This window comes from Streptomyces albiflavescens (assembly GCF_014645835.1).
Lineage (GTDB): Bacteria > Actinomycetota > Actinomycetes > Streptomycetales > Streptomycetaceae > Streptomyces > Streptomyces albiflavescens.
In genome coordinates, this window is the sequence record NZ_BMMM01000008.1 from 270,505 (window position 1) to 296,271 (window position 25,767).

26 protein-coding genes and 1 pseudogene are annotated in these 25,767 nt (G+C 69.9%); 20 read left to right on the forward strand and 7 right to left on the reverse strand.

From position 1 onward, the window contains the following. Positions 1 to 136: 136 nt before the first annotated feature. From IEY95_RS23165 to IEY95_RS23180, 4 genes are read right to left on the reverse strand one after another with little or no spacing between them, the layout of a single operon-like run. On the reverse strand, positions 137 to 760 hold the full coding sequence (locus IEY95_RS23165; RefSeq protein ID WP_189188014.1) for a response regulator: 624 nt from the start codon (positions 758 to 760) through the stop codon (positions 137 to 139). Continuing rightward, a complete protein-coding gene (locus tag IEY95_RS23170; protein WP_189188150.1) occupies positions 757 to 1,950 on the reverse strand; it encodes a sensor histidine kinase in 1,194 nt (397 codons plus the stop codon). The genes IEY95_RS23165 and IEY95_RS23170 overlap by 4 nt, the downstream gene beginning before the upstream one ends. Beyond that, entirely contained in the window at positions 1,947 to 2,792 is an 846-nt protein-coding gene (locus IEY95_RS23175) for an ABC transporter permease (RefSeq protein ID WP_189188015.1), read from the reverse strand. The genes IEY95_RS23170 and IEY95_RS23175 overlap by 4 nt, the downstream gene beginning before the upstream one ends. After that, positions 2,789 to 3,655, reverse strand: coding sequence for an ABC transporter ATP-binding protein (locus IEY95_RS23180; RefSeq protein ID WP_189188016.1), 867 nt, complete (start codon positions 3,653 to 3,655; stop codon positions 2,789 to 2,791). Before IEY95_RS23180 ends, IEY95_RS23175 begins: the two co-directional genes overlap by 4 nt. A gap of 139 nt (positions 3,656 to 3,794) precedes the next feature. Between IEY95_RS23180 and IEY95_RS23185 the strand changes: the two genes are divergently transcribed. The 3 genes from IEY95_RS23185 (at position 3,795) to rpsD (ending at position 6,843) form a co-directional block, all read left to right on the forward strand. Then, positions 3,795 to 4,430 carry a vitamin K epoxide reductase family protein gene (locus IEY95_RS23185; protein WP_189188017.1) on the forward strand — a complete coding sequence of 212 codons (636 nt, stop codon included), beginning with the start codon at positions 3,795 to 3,797 and terminating at the stop codon, positions 4,428 to 4,430. 68 nt (positions 4,431 to 4,498) lie between these two features. Next, on the forward strand, positions 4,499 to 5,854 hold the full coding sequence (locus IEY95_RS23190) for a replication-associated recombination protein A (protein ID WP_189188018.1): 1,356 nt from the start codon (positions 4,499 to 4,501) through the stop codon (positions 5,852 to 5,854). A gap of 374 nt (positions 5,855 to 6,228) precedes the next feature. Then, on the forward strand, positions 6,229 to 6,843 hold the full coding sequence (gene rpsD / locus IEY95_RS23195; protein WP_189188019.1) for a 30S ribosomal protein S4: 615 nt from the start codon (positions 6,229 to 6,231) through the stop codon (positions 6,841 to 6,843). On the opposite strand, the gene IEY95_RS50735 is transcribed toward rpsD, so the two are convergent. Both IEY95_RS50735 and IEY95_RS50740 read right to left on the reverse strand, forming a co-directional pair. Next, complete coding sequence (locus IEY95_RS50735) at positions 6,831 to 7,271, reverse strand: hypothetical protein (protein ID WP_373294515.1); 441 nt, start codon at positions 7,269 to 7,271, stop codon at positions 6,831 to 6,833. The genes rpsD and IEY95_RS50735 overlap by 13 nt on opposite strands. 26 nt (positions 7,272 to 7,297) lie before the next feature. Then, positions 7,298 to 7,669, reverse strand: a pseudogene (locus tag IEY95_RS50740) (regulator); the annotation flags it as partial. Positions 7,670 to 7,893: 224 nt separating this feature from the next. On the opposite strand from IEY95_RS50740, the gene IEY95_RS23205 reads away from it, so the two are divergent. The 16 genes from IEY95_RS23205 (at position 7,894) to nusB (ending at position 24,138) form a co-directional block, all read left to right on the forward strand. After that, positions 7,894 to 8,328, forward strand: coding sequence for a DUF948 domain-containing protein (locus tag IEY95_RS23205; protein WP_189188020.1), 435 nt, complete (start codon positions 7,894 to 7,896; stop codon positions 8,326 to 8,328). Positions 8,329 to 8,335: 7 nt separating this feature from the next. Next, positions 8,336 to 8,686, forward strand: coding sequence for a DUF6167 family protein (locus IEY95_RS23210; RefSeq protein ID WP_189188021.1), 351 nt, complete (start codon positions 8,336 to 8,338; stop codon positions 8,684 to 8,686). Next, on the forward strand, positions 8,686 to 11,358 hold the full coding sequence (gene alaS, locus IEY95_RS23215) for an alanine--tRNA ligase (RefSeq protein WP_189188022.1): 2,673 nt from the start codon (positions 8,686 to 8,688) through the stop codon (positions 11,356 to 11,358). Before IEY95_RS23210 ends, alaS begins: the two co-directional genes overlap by 1 nt. An 11-nt stretch (positions 11,359 to 11,369) precedes the next feature. Next, entirely contained in the window at positions 11,370 to 11,834 is a 465-nt protein-coding gene (ruvX, locus tag IEY95_RS23220) for a Holliday junction resolvase RuvX (RefSeq protein WP_189188023.1), read from the forward strand. Between the two features lie 123 nt (positions 11,835 to 11,957). Further along, the gene (gene mltG, locus IEY95_RS23225) at positions 11,958 to 13,763 is read left to right on the forward strand and encodes an endolytic transglycosylase MltG (RefSeq protein ID WP_189188024.1); all 1,806 of its coding nucleotides are present in this window, start codon (positions 11,958 to 11,960) and stop codon (positions 13,761 to 13,763) included. Further along, positions 13,741 to 14,583 carry a shikimate dehydrogenase gene (locus IEY95_RS23230; RefSeq protein WP_189188025.1) on the forward strand — a complete coding sequence of 281 codons (843 nt, stop codon included), beginning with the start codon at positions 13,741 to 13,743 and terminating at the stop codon, positions 14,581 to 14,583. Before mltG ends, IEY95_RS23230 begins: the two co-directional genes overlap by 23 nt. Positions 14,584 to 14,662: 79 nt before the next feature. Continuing rightward, on the forward strand, positions 14,663 to 14,848 hold the full coding sequence (locus IEY95_RS23235) for a hypothetical protein (RefSeq protein WP_189188026.1): 186 nt from the start codon (positions 14,663 to 14,665) through the stop codon (positions 14,846 to 14,848). Between the two features lie 109 nt (positions 14,849 to 14,957). Further along, on the forward strand, positions 14,958 to 17,165 hold the full coding sequence (locus tag IEY95_RS23240) for a xanthine dehydrogenase family protein molybdopterin-binding subunit (protein ID WP_189188027.1): 2,208 nt from the start codon (positions 14,958 to 14,960) through the stop codon (positions 17,163 to 17,165). A gap of 49 nt (positions 17,166 to 17,214) precedes the next feature. Continuing rightward, positions 17,215 to 17,673 carry a (2Fe-2S)-binding protein gene (locus IEY95_RS23245; RefSeq protein ID WP_189188028.1) on the forward strand — a complete coding sequence of 153 codons (459 nt, stop codon included), beginning with the start codon at positions 17,215 to 17,217 and terminating at the stop codon, positions 17,671 to 17,673. Between the two features lie 239 nt (positions 17,674 to 17,912). Next, positions 17,913 to 19,097 carry a chorismate synthase gene (aroC, locus tag IEY95_RS23250; RefSeq protein ID WP_189188029.1) on the forward strand — a complete coding sequence of 395 codons (1,185 nt, stop codon included), beginning with the start codon at positions 17,913 to 17,915 and terminating at the stop codon, positions 19,095 to 19,097. Positions 19,098 to 19,126: 29 nt separating this feature from the next. After that, positions 19,127 to 19,609, forward strand: coding sequence for a shikimate kinase (locus IEY95_RS23255; protein WP_189188151.1), 483 nt, complete (start codon positions 19,127 to 19,129; stop codon positions 19,607 to 19,609). Further along, complete coding sequence (gene aroB / locus IEY95_RS23260; protein ID WP_189188030.1) at positions 19,606 to 20,697, forward strand: 3-dehydroquinate synthase; 1,092 nt, start codon at positions 19,606 to 19,608, stop codon at positions 20,695 to 20,697. Before IEY95_RS23255 ends, aroB begins: the two co-directional genes overlap by 4 nt. A gap of 319 nt (positions 20,698 to 21,016) precedes the next feature. Continuing rightward, complete coding sequence (locus IEY95_RS23265; RefSeq protein WP_189188031.1) at positions 21,017 to 21,895, forward strand: Pro-rich N-terminal domain-containing protein; 879 nt, start codon at positions 21,017 to 21,019, stop codon at positions 21,893 to 21,895. A 72-nt stretch (positions 21,896 to 21,967) separates the two neighbouring features. Then, positions 21,968 to 23,074: an aminopeptidase P family protein gene (locus IEY95_RS23270; protein ID WP_189188032.1), complete on the forward strand. Its 1,107-nt coding sequence runs from the start codon at positions 21,968 to 21,970 to the stop codon at positions 23,072 to 23,074. Between the two features lie 60 nt (positions 23,075 to 23,134). Beyond that, positions 23,135 to 23,701 carry an elongation factor P gene (gene efp, locus IEY95_RS23275; RefSeq protein ID WP_189188033.1) on the forward strand — a complete coding sequence of 189 codons (567 nt, stop codon included), beginning with the start codon at positions 23,135 to 23,137 and terminating at the stop codon, positions 23,699 to 23,701. 2 nt (positions 23,702 to 23,703) lie between these two features. Then, positions 23,704 to 24,138 (forward strand): transcription antitermination factor NusB, encoded by a 435-nt coding sequence (gene nusB / locus IEY95_RS23280; RefSeq protein ID WP_189188034.1) that lies wholly within the window; start codon positions 23,704 to 23,706, stop codon positions 24,136 to 24,138. A 209-nt stretch (positions 24,139 to 24,347) separates the two neighbouring features. On the opposite strand, the gene bldD is transcribed toward nusB, so the two are convergent. After that, entirely contained in the window at positions 24,348 to 24,848 is a 501-nt protein-coding gene (bldD, locus tag IEY95_RS23285) for a transcriptional regulator BldD (RefSeq protein WP_067366005.1), read from the reverse strand. A gap of 253 nt (positions 24,849 to 25,101) precedes the next feature. Here bldD and pyrR point away from each other — a divergent pair, with 253 nt between their 5' ends. Then, complete coding sequence (gene pyrR / locus IEY95_RS23290; RefSeq protein WP_189188035.1) at positions 25,102 to 25,692, forward strand: bifunctional pyr operon transcriptional regulator/uracil phosphoribosyltransferase PyrR; 591 nt, start codon at positions 25,102 to 25,104, stop codon at positions 25,690 to 25,692. Positions 25,693 to 25,767: the final 75 nt, after the last annotated feature.

A 25,767-nucleotide genomic window follows, 5' to 3' on the forward strand; every position in this document is an offset into this window, starting at 1 on the left:
CTCGCCCCGGCCACCCCCGTAAGGGGCGCGGGGAACTGCGCGACCAGCCCCCACCCACCCGGGCGCGGCCCTCAGGTACGGGACCGGTAGGGGTGGAGGGGGCGGCTGCAATCCATCGGCGGCTCCGCCGCGGGCCTCACTCCAGCAGCCCGAACCGCATCGCACTGGTCACCGCGGCCGTCCGGTCATCTACCCCCAACTTCCCGAAGGCCCGCAGCAGATGGGTCTTCACGGTGGACTCCCCGATGAAGAGCCGACGGCCGATCTCGGCGTTGGTGCACCCCTCGGCGACCAGCCGGAGCACCGCGGTCTCACGCTCCGACAACCGCGGCCGCTCCGGCTTCGTACGCAGCTGGTCCACGAGGCGCGCGGCAACGGACGGCGCCAACACGGTCTCCCCACGGGCCGCGGCCCGAACCGCGTCCGCGAGTTCCGCCCGCGGCAGATCCTTCAACAGATAGCCCGCCGCCCCCGCCTCCACCGCCCGCAGAATGTCCCGGTCCGTCTCGTACGTCGTCAGCACGATGACGCGGCACGACAACCCCGCCTCCGTCATGCGGACGATCGAGTCGACGCCCCCACCCTCCGGCATCCGCAGGTCCATGAGGACGATGTCGGGCCGCAGCTCGGCGGCCAGTGCCTCCGCCTGCGGACCGCTGGACGCGTCGGCGATCACATCGAGGTCGGGCTCGGCGCTGAGCATCGCGCGCAGCCCTTCGCGTACGACGGGGTGGTCGTCGGCGAGGATGATCCGTATCACGAGTCGCTCCTGGGGACGGGCAGGCGCACGGTGACGGTTGTGCCGGTGCCGGGCGTACTGCGTACCTGAGCCGTACCGCCCACCTCGGCGGCCCGCGCGCGCAACCCCGCCAGACCATAGCCGTCGGCCGGCGCGGCGGGGTCGAAGCCGCAGCCGTCGTCGCGCACGGAGACGGCCAGCGCATCGTTGGAGTAGGTCAGCACGACCGCCACCGCCGCCGAACTCCCCGCGTGCTTGCGGGCGTTCGCCAGCGCCTCCTGGCAGGAGCGCAGGACGACGACCTCGGGCCCGGCGGGCAGCGTGCGCACCGGGCCGGTCACGTCGACCGTCGCGTCATGGCGGGTGGCGAGTCGGCGCAGCGCGTCGGGCAGCGAGGCGCCGTCGAGGTCGGCGGGCGCGCCGCCTGCGACCAGGGCACGCGCCTCGGCGAGGTTCTGCCGGGCGGTCTCGGCCATCAGGGTCAGGTGGCGGCGGGCCTGTGGCACATCGTGGTCCAGTTCGGCGTCGACGGCCTGGACCAGCATCAGCAGACTGGTGAAGCCCTGGGCGAGGGTGTCGTGGATCTCCCGGGAGAACCGCTCCCGTTCGGCCAGCGCGCCGTGCGCGGCCGAGAGTCGGGAGACCTCGTGGCGGCTGGCGTCCAACTCGGCGATCAGCTCGGCCCGTTCCCGACTCTGCTCGATGATGCGGATGACCCAGCTGCCGAGGACCCCGGAGAAGACGAGCGTGACCACGGCGAAGACGGTGTTGAAGAAGACGTCCTGGTCGCTGGGCCACCACAACAGCGCCCAGCCCACCACCGGCGCGATGTTGATGACGGTCACGGCCGTCAGCGCCCGGCGAAGGCCAAGACCGATGAAGCACTGCGGAACCAGTGCGAACGTCATCAGGCGGGTCTCGCCGACCAGGATGCCGGGCGGCAGGAACAGCACGATCGCGCCCGCGATATAGCCGAGGGCGCGGCGCTCGTCCGGGCTCTCGGCCGTGAGGATGGGGCGCCCGACCGCCAGATACCAGGGAATCAGCAGCAGAAGCACTGCACCGGCCGCGACGCGGATGTGCCACCCCGGATGGCTCGTGCCCAGCACGAACACCAGGGTGGCCAGCCAGACGATCGCGAAGTACGCGTCCCACAGCCGGAACGAGCGGTCCCAGGTGTTCGACTCGCGTGCTCCGGCCGGATCCGTCATCCGTCGCGCCGGTTCTTCCACCGGAATGTCAGCAGACACAGCAGCAATCCTCCGACGCACCAGGCCCCGAGCACCAGCGCGATCCGCCCGAACTCCCAGCCACCCGCCTGTTCGAGGACCTGCGCCGACTCGGGCAGGAACACCCCGCGCAGCCCCTGGCACATCCACTTCAGCGGGAACAGCGCGCCGATGTTCAGCATCCAGTCCGGGATGGTGTCGATGGCGATGTACACCCCGGAGATGAACTGGAGGACCAGGAACGGCAGTACGACCACCGACGTGGCGCTCTTTCCGGACTTGGGGACCGAGCTGATCGCGATGCCGAGCAGGGCACAGGCCGTGAGGCCCAGGACGAAGATCCAGGCGAAGTCCGCCCACTTGCCGAGGTCCGAGGGCAGGTCCACGTCGTAGAGCGTTGTGCCGACGAGGAGCAGGATCGCGGTCTCCAGGGCGCCGGTCACCAGAACCAGCCAGATCTTGCCGAGGAAGTACGCGGCCGGTGGCATCGGTGTGCCGCGCAGCCGGCGCAGCACCTTCTCGTCCCGTTCGATCGCGATCGAGATGCCCAGGGACTGGAAGCTGGTGGACATGATGCCCGCCGCCATCATGGCGGGGACGTACAGCTGGGAGGCGGTGATGCCGGCTCCCTGGACGTCGTCGCTGAAGATCGAGGCGAAGAGGAAGAGGAAGACGACCGGGAAGGCGAAGGTGAACACCACCTGGTCGCGCTGGCGGAAGAACTGCTTGATCTCCAGGGCGCCTCGCTGGAGGCCGAGCCCCCAGGCACCGGGCAGCCTGCCCGACGAGGTCTCGCTGTGCGCGCGTACGGCGGTCGTGGTCATCGCGCGTCCTCCTGTCCGGTCAGCCGCAGATAGACGTCCTCCAAGGTGGGCCGGCTCACCCGCAGCCCCGGGATCTCGCCGTCGAAGCGGTGCATGAGCTCGGCGACGGTCCTGGTGGGTGTGTCCGTGCGCTCCTCGCGCGGGGTGCCGTCGGGCTCCGTCCACTCGACGGTCGCCTCGGTGCCGAAGCGCTCGCGCAGCGCGGACGGCTCGCCCTCGGCGACCACCCGGCCCTTCGCGATGACCGCGAGACGGTGCGCGAGCGCCTCCGCCTCCTCCAGGTAGTGCGTGGTGAGCAGGATCGTCGTGCCCTCGTCGGCCAGCTTCCGGATCAGTTCCCAGAACTGCCGCCGCGCGGACGGGTCGAAGCCGGTCGTCGGCTCGTCCAGGAGCAGCAGCTCGGGACCGCCGATCACACCGAGCGCCACGTCCAGCCGCCTTCGCTGGCCGCCGGAGAGCGCCTTGACGCGGCTGGCCGCCTTCTCCTCCAGACCGACCAGGCCCATGACCTCCTCCGGGTCGCGGGGCTTCGGGTAGTAGCGGGCGAAGTGCCGCACGGTCTCGCGCACCGTCAACTCGGCGGGCGCGGATTCGTCCTGCCAGACGATGCCGACGCGCGAGCGCCACGCGCGCGTGCCCGTCGCCGGATCCGAGCCGAGCACCGAGACCTCGCCGTCGTCCCGGCCGCGGTTGCCCTGGAGGATCTCCACGGTGGTGCTCTTGCCCGCTCCATTGGGTCCGAGCAGGCCGAACACCTCGCCCTGCCGTATGCCGAGATCGATGCCGTCGACGGCGGTCACGTCCCCGTACCGCTTGCGCAGTCCCCTTACGTGCACCGCGAGTTGGTGCGCCTGTGTGGTCATGCCGACGAGCTTCCCGCCGAATCGAACCCTCCGGGACGACCGTGCGTACCTCCTTATGTCCATCGAACGGTGGACACGGACGCAGGTGCGGCACAATGACCGTGCCCCCAGGCCCCTTCGAAGCTACGGAAACGGCGTGATGAGCAAGACGACAGTCAAGGACGTCTCGGCCGACCAGGAACGCGTCGCCGCTCCCCGGACGGTCGGCGGCAGCCGTGGGCTCGCCCTGCTGCTGGTGATCACCGGTGCGGCCGGTCTCCTGGCCGCGTGGGTCATCACGATCGACAAGTTCAAGCTGCTGGAGAACCCGAACTTCGTGCCCGGGTGCAGCCTGAACCCGGTCGTCTCCTGCGGCAACATCATGAAGAGCGAGCAGGCCTCGGCCTTCGGGTTCCCCAACCCGATGCTGGGCCTGGTGGCCTACGGCATCGTCATCTGCGTCGGCATGAGCCTGCTCGCCCGGGCCACCTTCCCGCGCTGGTACTGGCTGACCTTCAACGCCGGCACGCTCTTCGGGGTGGGCTTCTGCACCTGGCTGCAGTTCCAGTCGCTCTACCGCATCAACTCGCTGTGCCTGTGGTGCAGCCTCGCTTGGGTCGCCACGATCATCATGTTCTGGTACGTGACCTCGTCGAACATCCGCAACAACTTCCTGCCCGCCCCGCGCTGGCTGAAGAGCTTCTTCGGCGAGTTCACCTGGGTCCTGCCCGTGCTGCACATCGGCATCATCGGCATGCTGATCCTGACCCGCTGGTGGGACTTCTGGACCAGCTGAGCCCCGCCGATCCCTGGGATTTCCCGGGCCGGACGGCGTTGTCAGTGGCGTGACATAGGGTTTTGCACGTGGAGCCCGACCTGTTCACCGCCGCGGCAGAAGAACGCCAGGAGAAGGACCCGTCCGCCAGTCCCCTGGCGGTACGGATGCGCCCGCGCACCCTCGACGAAGTCGTGGGCCAGCAGCATCTGCTGAAGCCGGGATCGCCCCTGCGCAGACTTGTCGGCGAGGGGAGCGGTGGCCCGGCCGGACCGTCCTCGGTGATCCTCTGGGGCCCGCCAGGCACCGGCAAGACGACGCTCGCCTATGTGGTGTCCAAGGCCACCAACAAGCGCTTCGTGGAGCTGTCGGCGATCACCGCGGGCGTCAAGGAAGTACGCGCGGTCATCGACGGAGCACGCCGTGCCACCGGAGGCTTCGGCAAGGAGACCGTCCTCTTCCTCGACGAGATCCACCGTTTCAGCAAGGCCCAGCAGGACTCCCTGCTGCCCGCGGTCGAGAACCGGTGGGTGACCTTGATCGCGGCGACCACCGAGAACCCGTACTTCTCGGTGATCTCCCCGTTGCTCTCCCGATCCCTCCTGCTCACCCTCGAACCGCTCACGGACGACGACCTGCGCGGCCTCGTCAAGCGCGCGCTCACCGACGAGCGCGGCCTCAAGGACGCCGTCACGCTTCCCGACGACACCGAGGAGCATCTGCTGCGGATCGCCGGCGGGGACGCCCGCCGCGCCCTGACCGCCCTGGAGGCCGCGGCCGGCGCCGCGCTCGACAAGGGCGAGACGGAGATCGGCCTCCAGACCCTGGAGGAGACCGTCGACCGCGCCGCCGTGAAGTACGACCGCGACGGCGACCAGCACTACGACGTGGCGAGCGCGCTCATCAAGTCCATCCGCGGCTCGGACGTGGACGCGGCACTGCACTACCTGGCACGGATGATCGAGGCCGGTGAGGACCCCCGCTTCATCGCCCGCCGACTGATGATCTCCGCCAGCGAGGACATCGGCCTCGCCGATCCGAACGCGCTGCCCATAGCCGTGGCCGCCGCCCAGGCCGTCGCCATGATCGGCTTCCCCGAGGCCGCGCTCACACTCAGCCACGCCACCATCGCCCTCGCCCTGGCCCCCAAGTCCAACGCCGCGACGATGGCGATCGGCGCCGCCATGGAGGACGTACGCAAGGGGCACGCGGGTCCGGTGCCGATGCATCTGCGAGACGGGCACTACAAGGGCGCGGCCAAGCTGGGGCACGCCCAGGGCTACGTCTACCCGCACGACCTGCCCGAAGGGATCGCCGCGCAGCAGTACGCCCCGGAGGAGCTCAAGGACCGCGAGTACTACACGCCGACCCGGCACGGGGCCGAGGCGCGGTACGCGGACGCGGTGGAGTGGACCAGGAAGCACCTCGGCCGGGGAAGGCCCTGATGCCTCCGGGCAGGGACGCTGTGGCCTCTGGTCGCTAGCGCTCCTGATCCCCCTGTAAGATGACCTGAAGCGCTGCGTCCCGTGTCCGGCTCCGGTCGGCACCACCAGAACGGGACATCCAGCCGGAGCCCCTGCCAGCACGGAGGGATTCCAGGAGCGTCGCGCACCGTCGAAGGTGTCGCGGGCAGCCCACCACCACCCGGTCTTCCGGCACGGTCGGTGGGCCACTCGCGTGCTGCACGTATGTGCCCAGACCAGGGAGCGGCTGCCCAGCAGGTCCGAAAGGGCCCGCAGGGTTTCCCAGGCTGCGGATTGCGACCTCCCCTAACCCTGGTGAAGCCGTATTCGCATCAGAAACATGAGGTGTTTGGTTCATGGCGAACCAGTCCCGCCCCAAGGTCAAGAAGTCGCGTGCCCTCGGTATCGCGCTGACCCCGAAGGCCGTCAAGTACTTCGAGGCCCGCCCCTACCCGCCGGGTGAGCACGGCCGTGGCCGCAAGCAGAACTCGGACTACAAGGTCCGTCTGCTCGAGAAGCAGCGTCTGCGTGCGCAGTACGACGTGTCCGAGCGCCAGCTCGTCCGCGCCTACGAGCGTGCCGCCAAGACTCAGGGCAAGACCGGTGAGGCCCTGGTCATCGAGCTTGAGCGCCGTCTCGACGCCCTGGTCCTGCGTTCGGGCATCGCCCGCACGATCTACCAGGCCCGCCAGATGGTCGTTCACGGCCACATCGAGGTCAACGGTCAGAAGGTCGACAAGCCCTCGTTCCGCGTCCGTCCCGACGACGTCGTGATGGTCCGCGAGCGCAGCCGCGAGAAGACCCTGTTCCAGGTCGCGCGTGAGGGTGGCTTCGCCCCCGACGGCGAGACCCCGCGCTACCTCCAGGTGAACCTCCGCGCCCTGGCCTTCCGCCTGGACCGTGAGCCGAACCGCAAGGAGATCCCGGTGATCTGCGACGAGCAGCTCGTCGTCGAGTACTACGCCCGCTGATCTTCCTGCGGACGTAGCACCACCTGCGCGTCAGCCCGTCGTCTCCCCACCTTTCGAGGTGGGGAGACGACGGGTTCTCGCTTTTCCGGGGGAAGCCCGCGCGGCGAGGGCACCGCACCGAGCATGCGGCCGCCGCGGGCCGGCCTCAGCGCCCGAGCCACCGCCGCCTCCTGTCCGAGCCGCGCCCCGGCGCGCACGCCCTCCGCGTACCGCTCGTCGCCCAGCCGCTCCCGGGCCATGTCCTCGCACCGCTCGTGCGGCGCGTTGTAGTAGGCCGAGCCGAACAGCGGCAGACCCACCGACGGCCACATCCGGGACGCCGCCCCCTGTAGCACCGCGGCCTCTGCAAGATCGCCCTCCACCGCCGTGACCAGCACGAGCAACGCGGGAACCGAGTCGCCCTGGAGAACCGCCACATAGCCGAGCACCCACAAGGCCTTCAGCCGCGACTGCTCCTGCGTCCCGTCCGGGACAGCAGCTGCGCGGGGGAGAGGGTGCTCAGCCGCCCCGCCGCCAGTTCGATCGCGAGCGGGATCCCGTCCAGGCGCCGGCACAGTTCCCGTACGTCGGACCGGTTGTCGTCGTGCAGGGCGAACCCACAGACCCGGGCCGCCGCCCGCTCCGCGAACAGCTCCACCGCCTCCGGCTCGGACAGCGGTGCCAGCGGGAACAGCCGCTCGCCCCCGACCCCCAGCGGTCTGCGCCCCACGGCCAGCACGCGAAGCCCGGGCGCGCTCCGCAGCAGTTCGCCCACCAGCGAGGCGCACACGTCCGCCAGATGCTCGAACCCGTCCAGGACGAGGAGAAGTTGACGCTCGCCGAGATGAACGCGTCGAGTTCCAGGGGCAGATTGCCGGGTGCCGCAGGGTCGGCGCGCTGAGAACCTCGCATGGGACACGGAGCGTACTGACCCGTAAGCGGTCCGTACAATCACTTCGCGCAAGTCGGCTGTGGGCGGCCGTTAATGCGGTACGGAGCCGCGGCCCCGGCGCGATAGGCTCGGGGGACGACTTTTCGATGTTCAGGCACGTATGAGGGAGCGGGTGCACAGTGTCCGGTGGAGAGGTGGCCGGGATCCTGGTGGCCGTCTTCTGGGCGATCCTGGTCTCCTTCCTCGCCGTCGCGCTGGCGAGGCTGGCCCAGACGCTCAGGGCGACCACCAAGCTTGTCGCGGACGTGACCGACCAAGCCGTCCCGCTCCTCGCCGACGCCTCCGCGGCCGTGCGCTCCGCACAGACGCAGATCGAACGGGTCGACGCCATCGCGTCGGACGTCCAGGAGGTCACGTCGAACGCGTCGGCGCTGTCGTCCACCGTCGCCTCCACCTTCGGCGGCCCCCTGGTGAAGGTCGCGGCGTTCGGCTACGGCGTGCGCCGGGCCATCGGAGGCCGTCGTGAGAATGTGCCCGACAAGGCGTCCCGTCGTACCGTGATCGTGGGCCGCACCGTCCCGTCCGCGCGACGCGGAAAGCGGAAGAAGGACTGACGCAGCGATGTTCCGCCGTACGTTCTGGTTCACCGCCGGCGCAGCCGCGGGTGTGTGGGCCACCACCAAGGTCAACCGCAAGCTCAAGCAGCTGACCCCCGAAAGCCTCGCGGCACAGGCCGCGAACAAGGCGATCGAGGCGGGCCACCGGCTCAAGGACTTCGCGCTCGACGTCCGCGAAGGCATGGCCCAGCGGGAGGCCGAACTCGACGAGGCGCTCGGGCTCAACACCCATCCCGAGCTGCCCGCCCCGCGGCGCGTCGCCGCCATCGAGAACAGCGACAACCCGAAGTACAGCAAGAACCCGACGTACGTCGAGAGGTCGACGTACTCGTACAACCGGAATGAGGACCACTGATGGAGTCGGCCGAGATTCGTCGCCGCTGGTTGAGCTTCTACGAGGAGCGCGGTCACACCGTTGTCCCTTCGGCGTCGCTCATCGCGGACGACCCGACTCTGCTCCTGGTCCCTGCCGGCATGGTCCCCTTCAAGCCGTACTTCCTCGGCGAGGTCAAGCCGCCGTGGTCGCGCGCCACCAGCGTGCAGAAGTGCGTGCGCACGCCCGACATCGAAGAGGTCGGCAAGACCACCCGGCACGGCACGTTCTTCCAGATGTGCGGCAACTTCTCCTTCGGCGACTACTTCAAGGAAGGCGCCATCACCTACGCCTGGGAGCTGCTCACCACGCCCCAGGACAAGGGTGGTTACGGGCTCGACCCCGAGCGTCTGTGGATCACGGTCTACCTCGACGACGACGAGGCCGAGACCATCTGGCGCGACAAGATCGGCGTCCCGGCCGAGCGCATCCAGCGCCTCGGCAAGAAGGACAACTACTGGTCCATGGGCGTCCCGGGCCCCTGCGGCCCGTGTTCCGAGATCAACTACGACCGCGGCCCCGAGTTCGGCGTCGAGGGCGGCCCGGCCGTCAACGACGAGCGGTACGTGGAGATCTGGAACCTGGTCTTCATGCAGTACGAGCGCGGCGAGGGCACCTCGAAGGAGGACTTCGAGATCCTCGGCGAGCTGCCCAGCAAGAACATCGACACCGGTCTCGGCATGGAACGCCTCGCGATGATTCTGCAGGGCGTGCAGAACATGTACGAGATCGACACCTCCATGGCCGTCATCAAGAAGGCCACCGAGCTGACGGGTGTCGAGTACGGCGCCGCCCACGACTCCGACGTCTCGCTGCGCGTGGTCACCGACCACATGCGCACGTCCGTGATGCTCATCGGCGACGGCGTGACTCCCGGCAACGAGGGCCGCGGCTACGTGCTGCGCCGCATCATGCGCCGCGCCATCCGCAACATGCGCCTGCTCGGTGCCACCGGTCCGGTCGTCAAGGACCTCATCGACGTCGTGATCGAGATGATGGGCCAGCAGTACCCGGAACTCGTCACCGACCGGCAGCGCATCGAGACCGTGGCCCTCGCCGAGGAGGCCGCCTTCCTCAAGACGCTGAAGGCCGGCACGAACATCCTCGACACGGCCATCACGGACACCAAGGAGTCCGGCGGCACGGTCCTCGCCGGCGACAAGGCCTTCCTGCTCCACGACACGTGGGGCTTCCCGATCGACCTCACCCTCGAAATGGCCGCCGAACAGGGCCTCTCGGTGGACGAGGACGGCTTCAGGCGCCTGATGAAGCAGCAGCGGGACCAGGCCAAGGCCGACGCCCGGGCCAAGAAGACCGGACACGCCGACCTCGGCGCCTACCGGCAGATCGCCGACGCCGCCGGTGAGACCGACTTCATCGGCTACGACCGCACCGAGGGCGAGTCGACGATCGTCGGCATCCTGGTCGACGGTGTCTCGTCGCCCGCCGCCACCGAGGGCGACGAGGTCGAGATCGTCCTCGACCGCACCCCGTTCTACGCCGAGGGCGGCGGTCAGATCGGCGACACCGGCCGCATCAAGGTGGACACCGGTGCCATCGTCGAGATCCGCGACTGCCAGAAGCCGGTCCCCGGGGTGTACGTCCACAAGGGCGTCGTCCAGGTCGGCGAGGTCACCGTCGGCGCCAAGGCCCAGGCCTCCATCGACGTACGCCGTCGCAAGTCCATCGCCCGCGCCCACTCGGCCACGCACCTCACCCACCAGGCCCTGCGCGACGCCCTCGGCCCGACGGCCGCCCAGGCCGGTTCGGAGAACCAGCCCGGCCGCTTCCGCTTCGACTTCGGCTCCCCGTCCGCCGTACCGACGGCCGTGATGACCGACGTCGAGCAGCAGATCAACGAGGTGCTCGCCCGCGACCTGGACGTCCAGGCCGAGATCATGAGCATCGACGAGGCCAAGAAGCAGGGCGCCATCGCCGAGTTCGGCGAGAAGTACGGCGAGCGGGTCCGCGTCGTCACCATCGGCGACTTCTCCAAGGAGCTGTGCGGCGGCACGCACGTCCACAACACCGCCCAGCTCGGCCTGGTGAAGCTGCTCGGCGAGTCGTCGATCGGCTCCGGCGTCCGCCGCATCGAAGCCCTGGTCGGCGTCGACGCCTACAACTTCCTGGCCCGCGAGCACACGGTCGTCGCCCAGCTCCAGGAGCTGGTCAAGGGCCGCCCGGAGGAGCTCCCGGAGAAGATCTCCGCCATGCTCGGCAAGCTGAAGGACGCCGAGAAGGAGATCGAGAAGTTCCGCGCGGAGAAGGTTCTGCAGGCCGCCGGCGGTCTCGTCGAGTCCGCCAAGGACGTGCACGGCGTGGCCCTGGTCACCGGCCAGGTCCCGGACGGCACCACCGCCGACGACCTGCGCAAGCTGGTCCTCGACGTGCGCGGCCGCATCCAGGGCGGCCGGCCGGCCGTCGTCGCCCTGTTCACCGTGGCCAATGGCAAGCCGCTCACGGTCATCGCCACCAACGACGCCGCCCGCGAGCGCGGCCTCAAGGCCGGTGACCTGGTCCGCACGGCTGCCAAGACCCTCGGCGGCGGCGGTGGCGGCAAGCCGGACGTCGCTCAGGGCGGCGGCCAGAACCCGGCCGCCATCGGCGAGGCCATCGACGCGGTCGAGCGCCTGGTCGCCGAGACGGCCAAGTAAGGCTCGGGGACATGCGTAGAGGACGTCGTCTCGCCATCGACGTCGGGGACGCCCGTATCGGGGTCGCCTCCTGCGACCCCGACGGGATCCTCGCGACACCGGTGGAGACGGTCCCGGGGCGTGACATCCCGGCCGCCCATCGTCGGCTGAGGCAACTCGTCGAGGAGTACGAGCCGATCGAGGTCGTCGTCGGACTCCCCCGCTCCCTCAAGGGGGGCGAGGGCCCGGCCGCGGTCAAGGTCCGCGCCTTCGCCCAGGAGCTCGCCCGGGGAATCGCCCCCGTTCCGGTGCGGCTCGTGGACGAGAGGATGACCACAGTGACGGCCAGCCAGGGACTGCGGGCCTCGGGCGTGAAGTCCAAGAAGGGCAGGTCGGTGATCGACCAGGCGGCCGCCGTTATCATTCTGCAGCAGGCCCTGGAATCCGAACGGGTGTCAGGTACGTCTCCCGGCGAGGGCGTCGAAGTGGTCATCTGATCGCGATACGGTAACGTTCCGCGCGATGCGGCGGTGTTCGAACAGCCGCCGCACAGCAAAGAGGCGGACGGGAGCCGTGCCACAAGCGCCAGCAGCCACCGCCTCGCGGCTCGTAGGGGATCGATGACTGAGTATGGCCGGGGCCCAGGCTCCGAACCGTGGCATCCGGAGGACCCGTTGTACGGGGACGGCGGATGGGGAGGACAGGCTGCCGACGGCCAGTCCCCCTACGGCGGCCAGCCGCAGCACCATCCGCAGCAGCCGCAACAGCAGCAGGCGCAGCACGGCGACTGGGGCACGGGCCCGCAGAGCGCCTATGGCCAGGGCCAGCAGCAGTATCACAACCAGGGCCAGCAGCAGTACCAGAACCAGGGCCAGCAGCAGTACCAGAACCAGGGCCAGCCGCACTTCCCCGGTCAGGGGCACCCGCCGTACGTGGACCAGGCGCAGCACCAGTACAACGGCCAGGGGCAGCAGCAGTACGTCGACCAAGGACAACAGCAGTACGGCGGTCAGGGGCAGCAGCAGTACAACGACGGCGGCTGGAGCACGGGGACACACCCGCATGTGCCCTACGCCGCTGATCCGGCCGATCCCTACGCGGGCCAGTACAACGGCGAGCAGCCCGACTTCTACGGCACCCCCGACGCCTACCCGCCGCCGGAGCCGCCCGCTCGTCGGCGCGCCGAACCCGAGCCGGAGACGGACTGGGATCCAGGTCCCGACCAGGGCGAACACGCCTTTTTCGCCGGTGGTGGCGACGATGACGACGACTTCGACGACGACGATCCGCAGGCCGGTCGCGGCCGTGGTGACCGGCGCGGCAAGGGTGGCACCAAGAGCAAGAAACGCCGCAGCGGCTGCGCTTGCCTGGTGGTCGTGCTGGTCTTCGTAGGCGGGCTCGGCGGAGTCGGATATTTCGGGTATCAGTTCTACCAGAATCGTTTTGGCCCGGCTCCGGACTTCGCGGGCAACGGCACCGGCGAGAACGTGAACGTCCAGGTGCCCAAGGGGGCGGGCGGCGCGGAGATCGGGCGCCTCATGAGGGATGCCGGCGTCGTCAAGAGCGTCGACGCGTTCGTGTCGGCGTTCACCCAGAATTCCAATTCGGGTTCCATTCAGGCCGGCGCGTACACCATGAAGAAGGAGATGTCCGCCGCGAGCGCCGTGAAGTGGATGCTCGATCCCAAGAGTCAGAACAACCTCACGATCAGTGAGGGAGAGCGTAACTCCGCGGTCTACGCGGCTATCGACAAGAAACTCGCACTCCGTGGCGGCACCACCAGCAAGGTGGCCCAGAAGGAATACAAGAACCTCGGACTACCGGACTGGGCGACCGCAAACAAGTACGTCAAGGATCCGTTGGAAGGGTTCCTCTACCCGGCCACGTATCCGGCCGCCAAGGGCATGAAGCCCGAGGACGTCCTGAAGAAGATGGTGAGTCAGGCCAACCAGAGGTACACGGAGCTGAACCTCAAGGCGAAGGCCAAGGCGCTCAACCTGGACAGCCCGTTCCAACTGGTCACGGTCGCGAGCCTGGTCCAGGCCGAGGGCAAGACGCACGATGACTTCCGCAAGATGGCCGAGGTCGTCTACAACCGCCTGAAGCCGACCAACACGGAGACCAACCGGCTGCTGCAGTTCGACTCGACCTTCAACTACCTGAAGAAGCAGAGCAACATCAACATCAGCGAGTCGGAGATCAACAGCAACAAGGACCCGTACAACACGTACACGCGCAAGGGTCTGCCGCCCGGCCCGATCGGAAACCCGGGTGACGAAGCGTTGCGGGCTGCGCTCAACCCGACGGACGAGGGCTGGATCTACTTCGTGGCGACCGACGGCCAGGACAACACCGAATTCGCCAAGACCTACGCCGAATTCCAGAAGCTCAAGGAAAAATTCAATGACAGCTCGGGCAAGAACTGACGCCCGTCGGGCCGCTGTCCTGGGTTCCCCCATCGCGCACTCGCTGTCCCCGGTGCTGCACCGGGCCGCGTACGCGGAACTGGGTCTCAGCGACTGGTCGTACGACCGTTTCGAGGTCGACGAGGAGGCGCTGCCCGGGTTCTTCGGCGAACTCGGGCCGGAGTGGGCCGGGCTGTCGTTGACCATGCCGCTCAAGCGCGCGGTGATTCCGCTGCTCGACGAGATCACCGACACGGCGGCCTCGGTCGAGGCGGTCAACACGGTGGTGTTCACCGAGGACGGCCGACGCGTGGGCGACAACACGGACATCCCCGGGATGGTCGCCGCCCTGCGTGAGCGAGGGATCGAGGAGGTGGACTCCGCCGCCGTCCTCGGCGCGGGCGCCACCGCCTCCTCCGCGCTTGCCGCGCTCGCCCGAGTCTGCACCGGCGAGGTCGTCGCCTACGTCCGCAGTGAGGCACGCGCCGCCGAGATGCGGCAGTGGGGCGAGCGGCTCGACGTCGAGGTGCGGACCGAGGACTGGGCGCACGCGGAGCAGGCGCTGCGGGCGCCGCTGGTGATCGCCACGACCCCGGCCGGTACCACGGACGTGCTCGCCGCCGCCGTCCCGGAGCGGCCCGCGACCCTCTTCGACGTGCTGTACGACCCGTGGCCCACGGCCCTCGCCGCACGCTGGTCCGCGTACGGCGGTGCCGTGGTCAGCGGTCTCGACCTGCTGGTGCACCAGGCGGTGCTCCAGGTCGAGCAGATGACCGGGCGTTCGCCGGCGCCGCTCGACGCCATGCGGAAGGCGGGCGAGCACGCGCTCGCGGCGCGTTAGTCGGCACAGACAGCCGAACGGCCGGGGGAACGGCGCGCTGTACGAGGTGAGTTCGGCGAGCGGGCGGACGTGGATCGTCGTGCAGTTCTCCCGCGTGTACCACCGTTCGCTGACCCTGTTCGGGCCGGCGGAGACCACGGCCGACCGCTGCTTCACCGTCGATTTCCCGTCCACGATGTCCCGCACGACGCAGCCTCGTATCACCGCGCATGATTCCGGCGAATCCTGTACGGATGTGGCGGCGAAGGTCGTTTCGAGAACGTGAGGTGCAGCTGACGGGCGGATCCTGCACGCTCTATTGAACAGAGGGCTTACCTCCGGTAATGATCTCCCGGCGGCCCGACGACGGCGACGGGCGCGTGAACGGAGCCCTCATGACTGGACACGCCCGGCGCACCTTCCTCACCTACCTGGTGGCCGCGCCCGCCTTGGCCGTTGTGACCAGGATCGGTCTGGACGCCGTCGACCCCGACACCGCTCAGGCGGCGATTCCCACGCCGCCGGCACCGGCCGATCTGGTCGACCTCGGTGATCTGCTCATCCTGGCGGGCAAGCCCACCGCGGGCATGCTGGTTCTGAGCGTGGACGAGGACGGCATCGTGCACTTCCGGCTGCCGCGGGAGGAGGTCGGGCAGGGCCTGACCACGGCGGTGGCCATGCTGGTGGCTGAGGAGCTGGACACACCGCTCGACCGCGTACGCGTGCAACTGGAGGACGCCCGCCCCGAGTTGCTGTTCAACCAGCTGACGGGCAGCTCCAACTCCATCCGTTCACTGTACGACCCCGTACGGCACACGGCAGCGGCCGCGCGGGCCCGTATGGTGGGCGCGGCCGCGAAGCAATGGGGCCTGAGTGCCGACGACTTGACGGTCCGTCAAGGAGTGGTGACAGCACCGGACGGCCGCACCGCCCCCTACGGCACGCTGTCGACGGCTGCCGCCTCCCTCGACCTGGGCTCGCTGATCGTCACGCCCAAGAAGGAGTCCGAGCACACCCTCGTCGGCGCCCCCACCTCTCGCATCGACGCCCGCGCGCTGGTCACCGGCGGGCAGGTGTACACCCTCGACCTCGACGTCCCCGGCGCCAAGCCCTGCATGGTGCGCCGGCCCCCGAGCATCAACGGCACGGTGAAGTCGGTCAACAACGAGGCAGTCGTACGTGCCATGCCCGGCGTCCTCGACGTGGTCGTCATCGACGCCGGTGTCGCCGTGGTCGCCGAGACCTTCGGTCAGGCACTCGACGGCAAGAACGCCCTGGACGTCACCTGGGGCGGCGGCACCGTCGACGCGCTCTCGGACGACGACATCCGGGCGAAGCTGAAGGCGGCGACGCCGTCCCTGGATCTGCTCGGGCTGCTGGTGAAGAAGGTGGACGCCGAGTTCGACTTCGCGTTCGTCAGCCACGCGCCGATGGAGACCAACTCCGCCGTGGCGGACGTACGGGCGGACGGCGCCGAGATCTGGTCGGGCATGAAGTCGCCGATCGCCGCCCAGGCGGCCATCGCGCAGGCCATCGGGCTGCCGGTGAGCAAGGTCAAGGTCCATGTGGTGCAGTCGGGCGGCTCCTTCGGGCGCCGACTGTTCTACGACGCGGCCCTGGAGGCCGCCGTGGTGTCCAAGAAGAGCGGCCGGCCGGTACGGCTGATGTGGTCGCGCATCGACGACACACGGCACGGGCGGATGCGGCCCGCGACCCACCACCGCGTCCGCGCCACCTACGCCGCCGGTCAGGTCCTCACCTTCGTCCACCAGGTGGCCGCCGTGGAGACCGACTTCCGGCACGGCCTCGGGGACGCGATCACCGCCGCCGCTGCCGGACTGCCCACCGGCCTCGGCAACGCGACGTTCGCGCAGACCTTGTTCCTGACCACGGTGAAGTCCCCGTACAACTTCGGTGTCACGACCCAGGCGCTCACCGAAGTGCCGTTGGAGATGCACACGGGATCGTGGCGCTCGGTGTACTCGGCCAACACACGGGGCGCCGAGGAGATCGTCGTCGACGAACTGGCGGCGAAGCTCGGCCAGGATCCGGTCGCCTTCCGGCGCTCCTTCCTCAAGACGGACCGGCAGCGTGCCGTGCTCGACAAGGTCGCCGAGGAGGGCGGCTGGGGGCGGACCCTGCCGTCCGGCTGGGCCCAAGGCGTCGGGTTCCACGACGAGTACACGTCCTGCACCGCCTGCCTCGTCGAGATCGACGCCACCGATCCCAGGAAGCCGCGGGTGACGAAGGCGGTCATCGCGGCGGACGTGGGGCGGCCGGTCAATCCGCGTGGACTGGAGGCACAGCTGCTCGGCGGACTCACGGACGCGATCTCCACCACGCTGCGGGCTGGGCTCCACATCGACAAGGGTCTCCCGCTGGAAGCGAGCTACTCGCAGTTCCACTACGCACGGCAGAAGGACTCCCCGAAGGACGTACGGATCTTCGTCCTGCCGACGGACCACGAGCCGGGCGGTGCGGGTGAGCTGGGTGTTCCGGCGGCCGTGGGCGCCATCGCCAACGCCTACGCGCGGGCCACCGGCACCAAGCCGCGCAGCTTCCCCGTGAACTTCGACGTCGACTTCACCCCCTTCCCGCGCTGACCCCCGCTTGCCGCCTGCCGTCCCTTCGCCTTGAGGAGCACGAGCTTCCATGCCCTCCCACACCTTCAACGTCAACGGGAAGACCGTCACCGTCGACGCCCCCGACGACCTGCCCCTGCTCTGGGCGCTGCGTGATCTGCTCGGCGTCCGCGGCCCCAAGTACGGCTGCGGCATCGACGTCTGCAAGGCCTGCACCAGCCATCTCGACGGCGAGGCGGTGCGCCCCTGCGTGGTTCCGGTCGCCGAGGCCGCGGGCCGTGAGGTCACCACCATCGAGGGCCTCGCGGACGGGGACCGGCTGCACCCCGTCCAGGAGGCCTGGCTGGAGCAGGACGTGGCCCAGTGCGGCTACTGCCAGCCCGGTCAGATCATGGCCGCCGTCGCCCTGCTGAAGCGCACGAAGAACCCCACGGACGCCGACATCGACGAGATCGCGAACGTCTGCCGCTGCGGCACGTACTTCCGCATCCGCGAGGCGATCAAGAGCGCGGCGGCACGAATGGCGTGACGGCGACGGCTCGACATGGCATGGCGCCGGCGGCGTGGCTGAGGCGATGCCGAGGCGCACACCGGGCCGCGGTACCTGACAAGGTCCGTCCGCCTGATGGACCTGCGACAGGATCCCGGGCCGGGACGTGGGAGGATCGGAGGTGGCGGGCCAGGGCCGCGCACGCGGTCGCGCCGTCGCCGTACGCGAGGACGCGCGTACGCAGCAGCAGTACCAGGGCGCGAGCATGAGGAGCACCGTTGAGCAGGTTGCGCTGGCTGACCGCGGGGGAGTCCCACGGTCCCGCACTTGTCGCGACGCTGGAGGGCCTTCCCGCCGGCGTGCCGATCACCACGGAGATGGTGGCGGACCACCTCGCCCGGCGACGCCTGGGCTATGGACGCGGCGCCCGGATGAAGTTCGAGCGCGACGAGGTCACCTTCCTCGGCGGCGTACGGCACGGCCTCACCCTCGGCTCGCCGGTGGCCGTCATGGTCGGCAACACCGAGTGGCCCAAGTGGGAGCAGGTCATGGCGGCCGACCCGGTCGCCCCGGAGATCCTCGCCGACCTGGCCCGCAACGCCCCGCTGACCCGGCCCCGGCCCGGCCACGCCGACCTCGCGGGCATGCAGAAGTACGGCTTCGACGAGGCCCGGCCGATCCTGGAGCGCGCCTCCGCGCGGGAGACCGCCGCCCGCGTGGCCCTTGGCGCGGTGGCCCGCTCGTACCTGAAGGAGACGGCCGGGATCGAGATCGTCTCGCACGTCGTCGAGCTGGCCGCGGCGAAGGCGCCGTACGGCGTCTACCCGAGGCCCTCGGACGTCGAGAAGCTCGACGCCGACCCGGTGCGCTGCCTCGACGCCGACGCGTCGAAGGCGATGGTCGCGGAGATCGATCAGGCGCACAAGGACGGCGACACGCTCGGCGGCGTGGTCGAGGTCCTTGCGTACGGCGTGCCGGTGGGCCTCGGCTCGCACGTGCACTGGGACCGTCGCCTCGACGCCCGCCTCGCGGCGGCGCTCATGGGCATCCAGGCGATCAAGGGCGTAGAGGTCGGCGACGGCTTCGAGCTGGCCCGGGTGCCGGGCTCCCAGGCGCACGACGAGATCGTCCACACCGAGGACGGCATCCGGCGCACCTCCGGGCGCTCCGGCGGCACCGAGGGCGGGCTGACCACCGGTGAGCTGCTGCGCGTCCGCGCCGCGATGAAGCCGATCGCGACCGTGCCGCGTGCGCTCGCCACCATCGACGTCGCCACCGGCGAGGCCGCCAAGGCCCACCACCAGCGCTCCGACGTCTGCGCGGTCCCGGCCGCCGGCATCGTCGCCGAGGCGATGGTGGCGCTCGTCCTCGCGGACGCGGTCGCCGAGAAGTTCGGCGGCGACAGCGTCCCGGAGACCCGCCGAAACGTCCAGTCGTACCTCGACAACCTGGTCGTGCGGTGACCGCTCCGAGCGTCGTCCTCGTCGGCCCGATGGGGGTCGGCAAGTCCACGGTGGGCGCGCTGGTCGCCGAGCGGCTCGGCTGCGCCTACCGGGACACGGACGACGACATCGTGGCCGAGCAGGGCCGCACCATCGCCGACATCTTCGTCGACGAGGGCGAGCCGGTCTTCCGCGCGATCGAGAAGCTGGCCGTGCACAAGGCGCTCGCCGAGCACGACGGCGTCCTCGCGCTCGGCGGCGGCGCGATCCTGGACGAGGACACCCGCGCGCTGCTCGCCGGACACCGGGTCGTCTATCTCTCGATGGACGTCGAGGAGGCGGTCAAGCGCACCGGCCTCAACGCCGCCAGGCCGTTGCTCGCCGTCAACCCGCGCCGGCAGTGGCGCGATCTGATGGAGGCGCGCCGCCACCTGTACACCGAAGTCGCCCGCGCGGTCGTGGCGACCGACGGCCGTACCCCCGAAGAGGTCGCCCAGGCGGTCCTCGACGCACTGGAGTTGAAGGAAGCATGAGCGAGGCAGTGACCCGTATCCAGGTCGGCGGTACCGCGGGCACCGACCCCTACGAGGTCCTGGTCGGCCGTCAACTCCTCGGCGAGCTGGGCGGGTTGATCGGCGACAAGGCCAAGCGCGTCGCGGTGATCCACCCCGAGGCGCTCGCCGAGACCGGCGAGGCGCTCCGCGCCGACCTGGCCGGACAGGGCTTCGAGGCCGTCGCCATCCAGGTGCCGAACGCGGAGGAGGCCAAGACCGCCGAGGTCGCTGCCTACTGCTGGAAGGCCCTCGGCCAGTCCGGCTTCACCCGCACCGACGTCATCGTCGGCGTCGGCGGCGGTGCCACCACCGACCTGGCCGGCTTCGTCGCGGCGACCTGGCTGCGCGGGGTGCGCTGGATCGCCGTCCCCACCACCGTGCTCGCCATGGTGGACGCGGCGGTCGGCGGCAAGACCGGCATCAACACCGCCGAGGGCAAGAACCTGGTGGGCTCCTTCCACCCGCCCGCGGGCGTGCTCTGCGACCTGGCCGCGCTCGACTCGCTGCCGGTCAACGACTTCGTGTCCGGGCTCGCGGAGATCATCAAGGCCGGTTTCATCGCCGACCCGGTGATCCTGGAGCTGATCGAGGAGGACCCGGGGGCCGCCCGCACCCCGGCCGGCCCGCACACCGCCGAGCTCATCGAACGCTCCATCAAGGTGAAGGCCGAGGTCGTCTCCGGCGATCTCAAGGAGTCCGGGCTGCGCGAGATCCTCAACTACGGGCACACCCTCGCGCACGCCATCGAGAAGAACGAGCGCTACAAGTGGCGGCACGGTGCGGCCGTCTCCGTCGGCATGCACTTCGCCGCCGAACTCGGCCGTCTGGCGGGCCGGTTGGACGACGCGACCGCCGACCGCCACCGCACGATTCTCGAGTCCGTGGGTCTCCCGCTGAGCTACCGCTACGACCAGTGGCCCAAGCTCCTGCAGAACATGAAGGTCGACAAGAAGTCCCGTGGCGACCTGCTGCGCTTCATCGTCCTCGACGGGCTTGCCAAGCCGACGGTCCTGGAGGGGCCGGACCCGGCCGTGCTGCTCGCCGCGTACGGCGAAGTCGGGGAGTGACGGCCCCCGGCGGGCTGGGCGGGTAACTCCCGAGGGGCCCACCCTTGGCCCGTTTTGCCCCTCGCCTACGGGCACTTCGCACGTTCCCCGGCCGTTCACACAACGGCGGCCGGGGAAGGTACCGTTCGGTAGCGAGCGGGACCGAGGCCCCGTTCGCCCAGCGCCCATTGCCTGTCGCGAGTGAGCCGAAGGGACGCGTCGGCGTCGAGAGCGCGAGCGCGCGGAGGCCCGAAGGGCTGAGCACGGTCGGGCTTGTCGACACCGGCTGAGGCGGCCCTGAGGCGAATGAGCCAGAAGACACGAGACGGAGTGGCACCGGATGCAGCACGCAGTGGGGGCTCCGCTGCCGCCGCCCCACCAGCCGGGGCACGGACCGGTCGCCGACTGGTCACCGGCCGGACAACACCCGGGACACCCGGGTCCCGCACCTGCTCCCGGTTTCACCGGAGCGCCCTTGCCTCCCGGGGTTCCTCCCACCCAGGCAGCGCAGCACATGCCGCCGCACCGCGCCCCCGCGCAGCCCGCACATCACGCTCCCGTGCCTCCCACGCCGGACACGACCGGGCATGTGCAGCTGCCCCCGGGCGGCCCCGTCGCGATGCCGTCGCCGCCGCCCACCACAGGCGGGTCCGACGCCACGGCCACCACGCTCGCGGTGCTGCTCATCGGCCCTGCGGGCGCCGGAAAGACCAGCGTCGCCAAGTACTGGGCGGACCACCGCCGGGTCCCCACCGCGCACATCAGCCTCGACGACGTACGCGAATGGGTGCGCTCGGGTTTCGCGGACCCGCAGTCGGGATGGAACGATCATTCGGAGGCGCAGTACCGCCTGGCCCGCCGCACCTGCGGCTTCGCCGCGCGGAACTTCCTGGCCAACGGCATCTCCTGCATCCTCGACGACGCCGTCTTCCCGGACCGCCCGGTCGTCGGCCTCGGCGGCTGGAAGCGGCACGTCGGTCCCGGCCTGCTGCCGGTCGTCCTGCTCCCGGGCCTGGAGATAGTCCTGGAGCGCAACGCCGAGCGCTCCGGAAACCGCCGCCTCACCGACGAGGAAGTCGCCCGCATCCACGGCCGGATGGCCGGCTGGTACGGCTCGGGGCTGCCCATCGTCGACAACTCGCAGCTCGACGTACCGGCCACGGCCCGCGTCCTGGACGACGTGCTCGCCCGGTCGATCGCCAGCCCGCCCCAGTGGTAGTGCCCACACCCCCACCGCCCGTCCGGCCCCGCTGAACCGGCGACATCCGGCCACCGCTCGTAGGCTCGATTTATGCCAGAGGTGTACGCGGCCCGCAGAGAGCGGATCCGAGAGTGCTGTACGGCGGGCGGCAGCGCGACGGCGCTCGTCACTCGCCCCGCGAACGTGAGGTATCTCGCCGGCGCGGCGCCGCGGGGTGCCGTGCTCCTGATGGGCAGGGGCGAGGATCTGCTGCTCTGTGCCGGCCCGCCGAGCGGCGAGGTCGGCGAAGGACGCCCCGACGAGGCGCTGCGCGTGCAGGTCCTGCCACGCGCCGGCGGTGATCCCGCCGTCGCCGCCGCCGATGTCGCCGTGGCCCAGGGCGCCGAGTCCCTCGCGGTCGAGGAAAACCACCTGACGGTGACCCGGCACCGCGCCATCGGCTCGGTGGCGCCACGGCTGCGCCTCGGCGACCTGGGTGGTGCGGTGGAGCAGCTGCGGGTGATCAAGGACGAGGAGGAGATCTCCTGTCTGCGGATCGGCGCCGAGATCGCCGACCAGGCCCTGGGCGAGCTCCTAGAATCCATTCTGGTCGGCCGCACGGAACGCCATCTCGCGCTGGAGCTGGAGCGCCGCCTCGTCGACCACGGCGCCGACGGCCCGGCCTTCGCGACCTCGGTCGGTACCGGCCCGAACTCGGGTCGGCGCGGCCACCGGCCCACCGACCGGCGGGTCGAGGAGGGCGACTTCCTCTCCGTCTGCCTGGGCGCGACCTATCGCGGTTACCGCTGCGAGATCGGCCGTACCTTCGTGATCGGCACCTCGCCCGCCGACTGGCAGATCGAGTTGTACGACCTCGTCTTCGCCGCCCAGCGCGCCGGACGGGAGTCGCTGGCGCCCGGCGCCGCATACCGTGACGTGGACCGCGCGGCCCGCCAGGTACTGGACTCCGCGGGCCATGCGGAAGGTCTTCCACCGCTGACCGGGCACGGTGTGGGGCTCGAAATCGACGAGGACCCGCAGCTGGCCCCCGCAGCCATGGGTAAACTGGACGCTTGCGTGCCGGTCACCGTCGAACCGGGGGTCCACCTCCCGGGCCGGGGCGGTGTCCGGATCGATGACACGCTCGTCGTACGCCCTGAGGCGGACGGCGGACCCGAGCTACTCACCATCACGACCAAGGAGCTGCTCGCGCTCTAGCTCTTCGAGCTACGCGCGTGCGCCGGGGTCGTCCACGTCAGTCCAGGAGATTCCGCAACCGTGGCTTCCACGAACGACCTCAAGAACGGCCTGGTGCTCAAGCTCGAAGGCGGCCAGCTCTGGTCCGTCGTCGAGTTCCAGCACGTCAAGCCCGGCAAGGGCCCGGCCTTCGTGCGCACCAAGCTGAAGAACGTGCTTTCCGGCAAGGTCGTCGACAAGACGTTCAACGCCGGCGTCAAGGTCGAGACGGCCACTGTCGACAAGCGCGACATGCAGTTCTCGTACATGGACGGCGAGTACTTCGTCTTCATGGACATGGACACGTACGACCAGCTGATGATCGACCGCAAGACCGTCGGCGACGCCGCCAACTTCCTGATCGAGGGCTTCACCGCCACCGTCGCGCAGCACGAGGGCGAGGTGCTCTTCGTCGAGCTGCCGGCCGCCGTCGAGCTCGTCATCCAGGAGACCGAGCCGGGCGTCCAGGGCGACCGCTCCACCGGTGGCACCAAGCCCGCCACCCTGGAGACCGGCCACCAGATCCAGGTCCCGCTCTTCATCACCACCGGTGAGAAGATCAAGGTCGACACCCGCACCAGCGACTACCTCGGCCGGGTGAACAGCTAACCGTGGCTGCCCGCAACACGGCCCGCAAGCGCGCCTTCCAGATCCTCTTCGAGGGCGACCAGCGCGGCGTGGACGTCCTGACGGTCCTCGCGGACTGGATCCGGCACTCCCGGACCGACACCCGGCAGCCGCCGGTGAGCGAGTACACGATGCAGCTGGTCGAGGGCTACGCCAAGAAGGCGGCCCGGATCGACGAGCTGCTCGCGCAGTACGCCGTCGGCTGGACGCTGGACAGGATGCCGGTCGTCGACCGCAACATCCTGCGCCTCGGTGCCTACGAGCTGATCTGGGTCGACGAGACCCCGGACGCCGTGGTGCTCGACGAGGCGGTGCAGCTGGCGAAGGAGTTCTCCACGGACGAGTCGCCCTCGTTCGTGAACGGCCTGCTGGGTCGACTGAAGGACTTGAAGCCGTCGCTCCGCCGGGACGAGGCGTAGGCGCTCCACTGGGAGGGCGGCTGGTGAACGGGGAACCGTTGGCTCCGCCCCCGGAAGCCGTCACGGAGGGCCCGCAGCAGACGCTGCGGGCCCTCCGGCATTCCCGTACCCATGAGGCTTCCGAGGCCCGCAGAAAGCCGCCGGGGTGGCCGGAACCATGAAGTTCCGGCCACCCCGGCGGCACGTTTCTGCTGAGTTGCCCGAAGGGGTCAGCCCTCGTCGTGGGAGACGGCGCGGCGCGCGTCCGCGTCGAGGACGCCCCAGCTGATCAGCTGCTCGGTGAGGACCGAGGGCGACTGGTCGTAGATGACGGCGAGGGTGCGCAGGTCGTCCTGGCGGATCGACAGCACCTTGCCGTTGTAGTCACCGCGCTGGGACTGGATCGTCGCCGCATAACGCTGGAGGGGACCTGCCTTCTCGGCCGGTACGTGAGCCAGCCGCTCCAGGTCCAGGACCAGCTTCGGCGGCGGCTCGGCGGCCCCGCCCGGCGTGGTGCCCGGCAGCAATTCCTGCACCGGGACCCCATAGAAGTCCGCCAGCTCCGCGAGGCGCTGTACGGTGACGGCGCGGTCGCCGCGCTCGTACGAACCGACCACGACCGCCTTCCAGCGTCCTTGGGACTTCTCCTCTACGCCGTGGAGGGAAAGGCCCTGCTGGGTACGGATGGCGCGGAGCTTGGCCCCGAGCTGTTTGGCGTATTCGCTGGACATATAGCTCCCCGGACGCTGTATCAACGTGCGGCTCCGCCGCGCGGCTGGTGACTCTTGTGACTCACAGTGAGGTTACGCAGCGTTACTCTCCCCCGTCAAGCCGAATGGTCCGGACCGACCCTTCCGTGGGAGTCACCGGACGTGGCTTGAAGGGTGGTGATCAGGCGCGTTGCCGGGCTGGTACCGTGGATGGCGCAATTCCGACGTCCTTTAATGATCCGTCCCGTGAGGCGGAGAAGGAGGTCCGTTTCGTATGGACACAGAGCAGTACAAGCAGCAGTACGAAGCCGACGCTCGGCCCGTGCTCGAAGCCCCCGACATCGCGCGGGTGCTGACGCGCATCGCCCACGAGATCGTCGAGCGCGCCAAGGGCGCGGACGACGTGGTGCTCCTCGGCATTCCGACCCGAGGCGTCTTCCTGGCCCGCAGGCTGGCCGACAAGCTCGAAGAGATCACCGACCGCAAGATCCCGGTCGGCTCCCTGGACATCACCATGTACCGCGACGACCTGCGCATGCATCCGCCGCGTGCGCTGGCCCGCACCGAGATTCCCGGTGACGGCATCGACGGCCGCCTGGTCGTCCTCGTCGACGACGTGCTCTTCTCCGGCCGCACCATTCGCGCGGCGCTCGACGCGCTGAACGACATCGGCCGCCCGCGCGCCGTGCAGCTCGCGGTCCTCGTCGACCGCGGTCACCGCGAACTGCCCATTCGCGCCGACTACGTCGGCAAGAACCTCCCCACGTCGTTGCGGGAGACGGTCAAGGTCCAGCTCGCCGAGGAGGACGGTCGCGACACCGTGCTGCTCGGTGCGAAGCGGACCTCCTCGGGCGCGCAGCAGTAGCCCTCCGGCGTACGCCGCTGTCGTACGTCCCCGAGTGCGCCCTGCCTGCCCGAATCCTCCCGAACTGAACTGCCT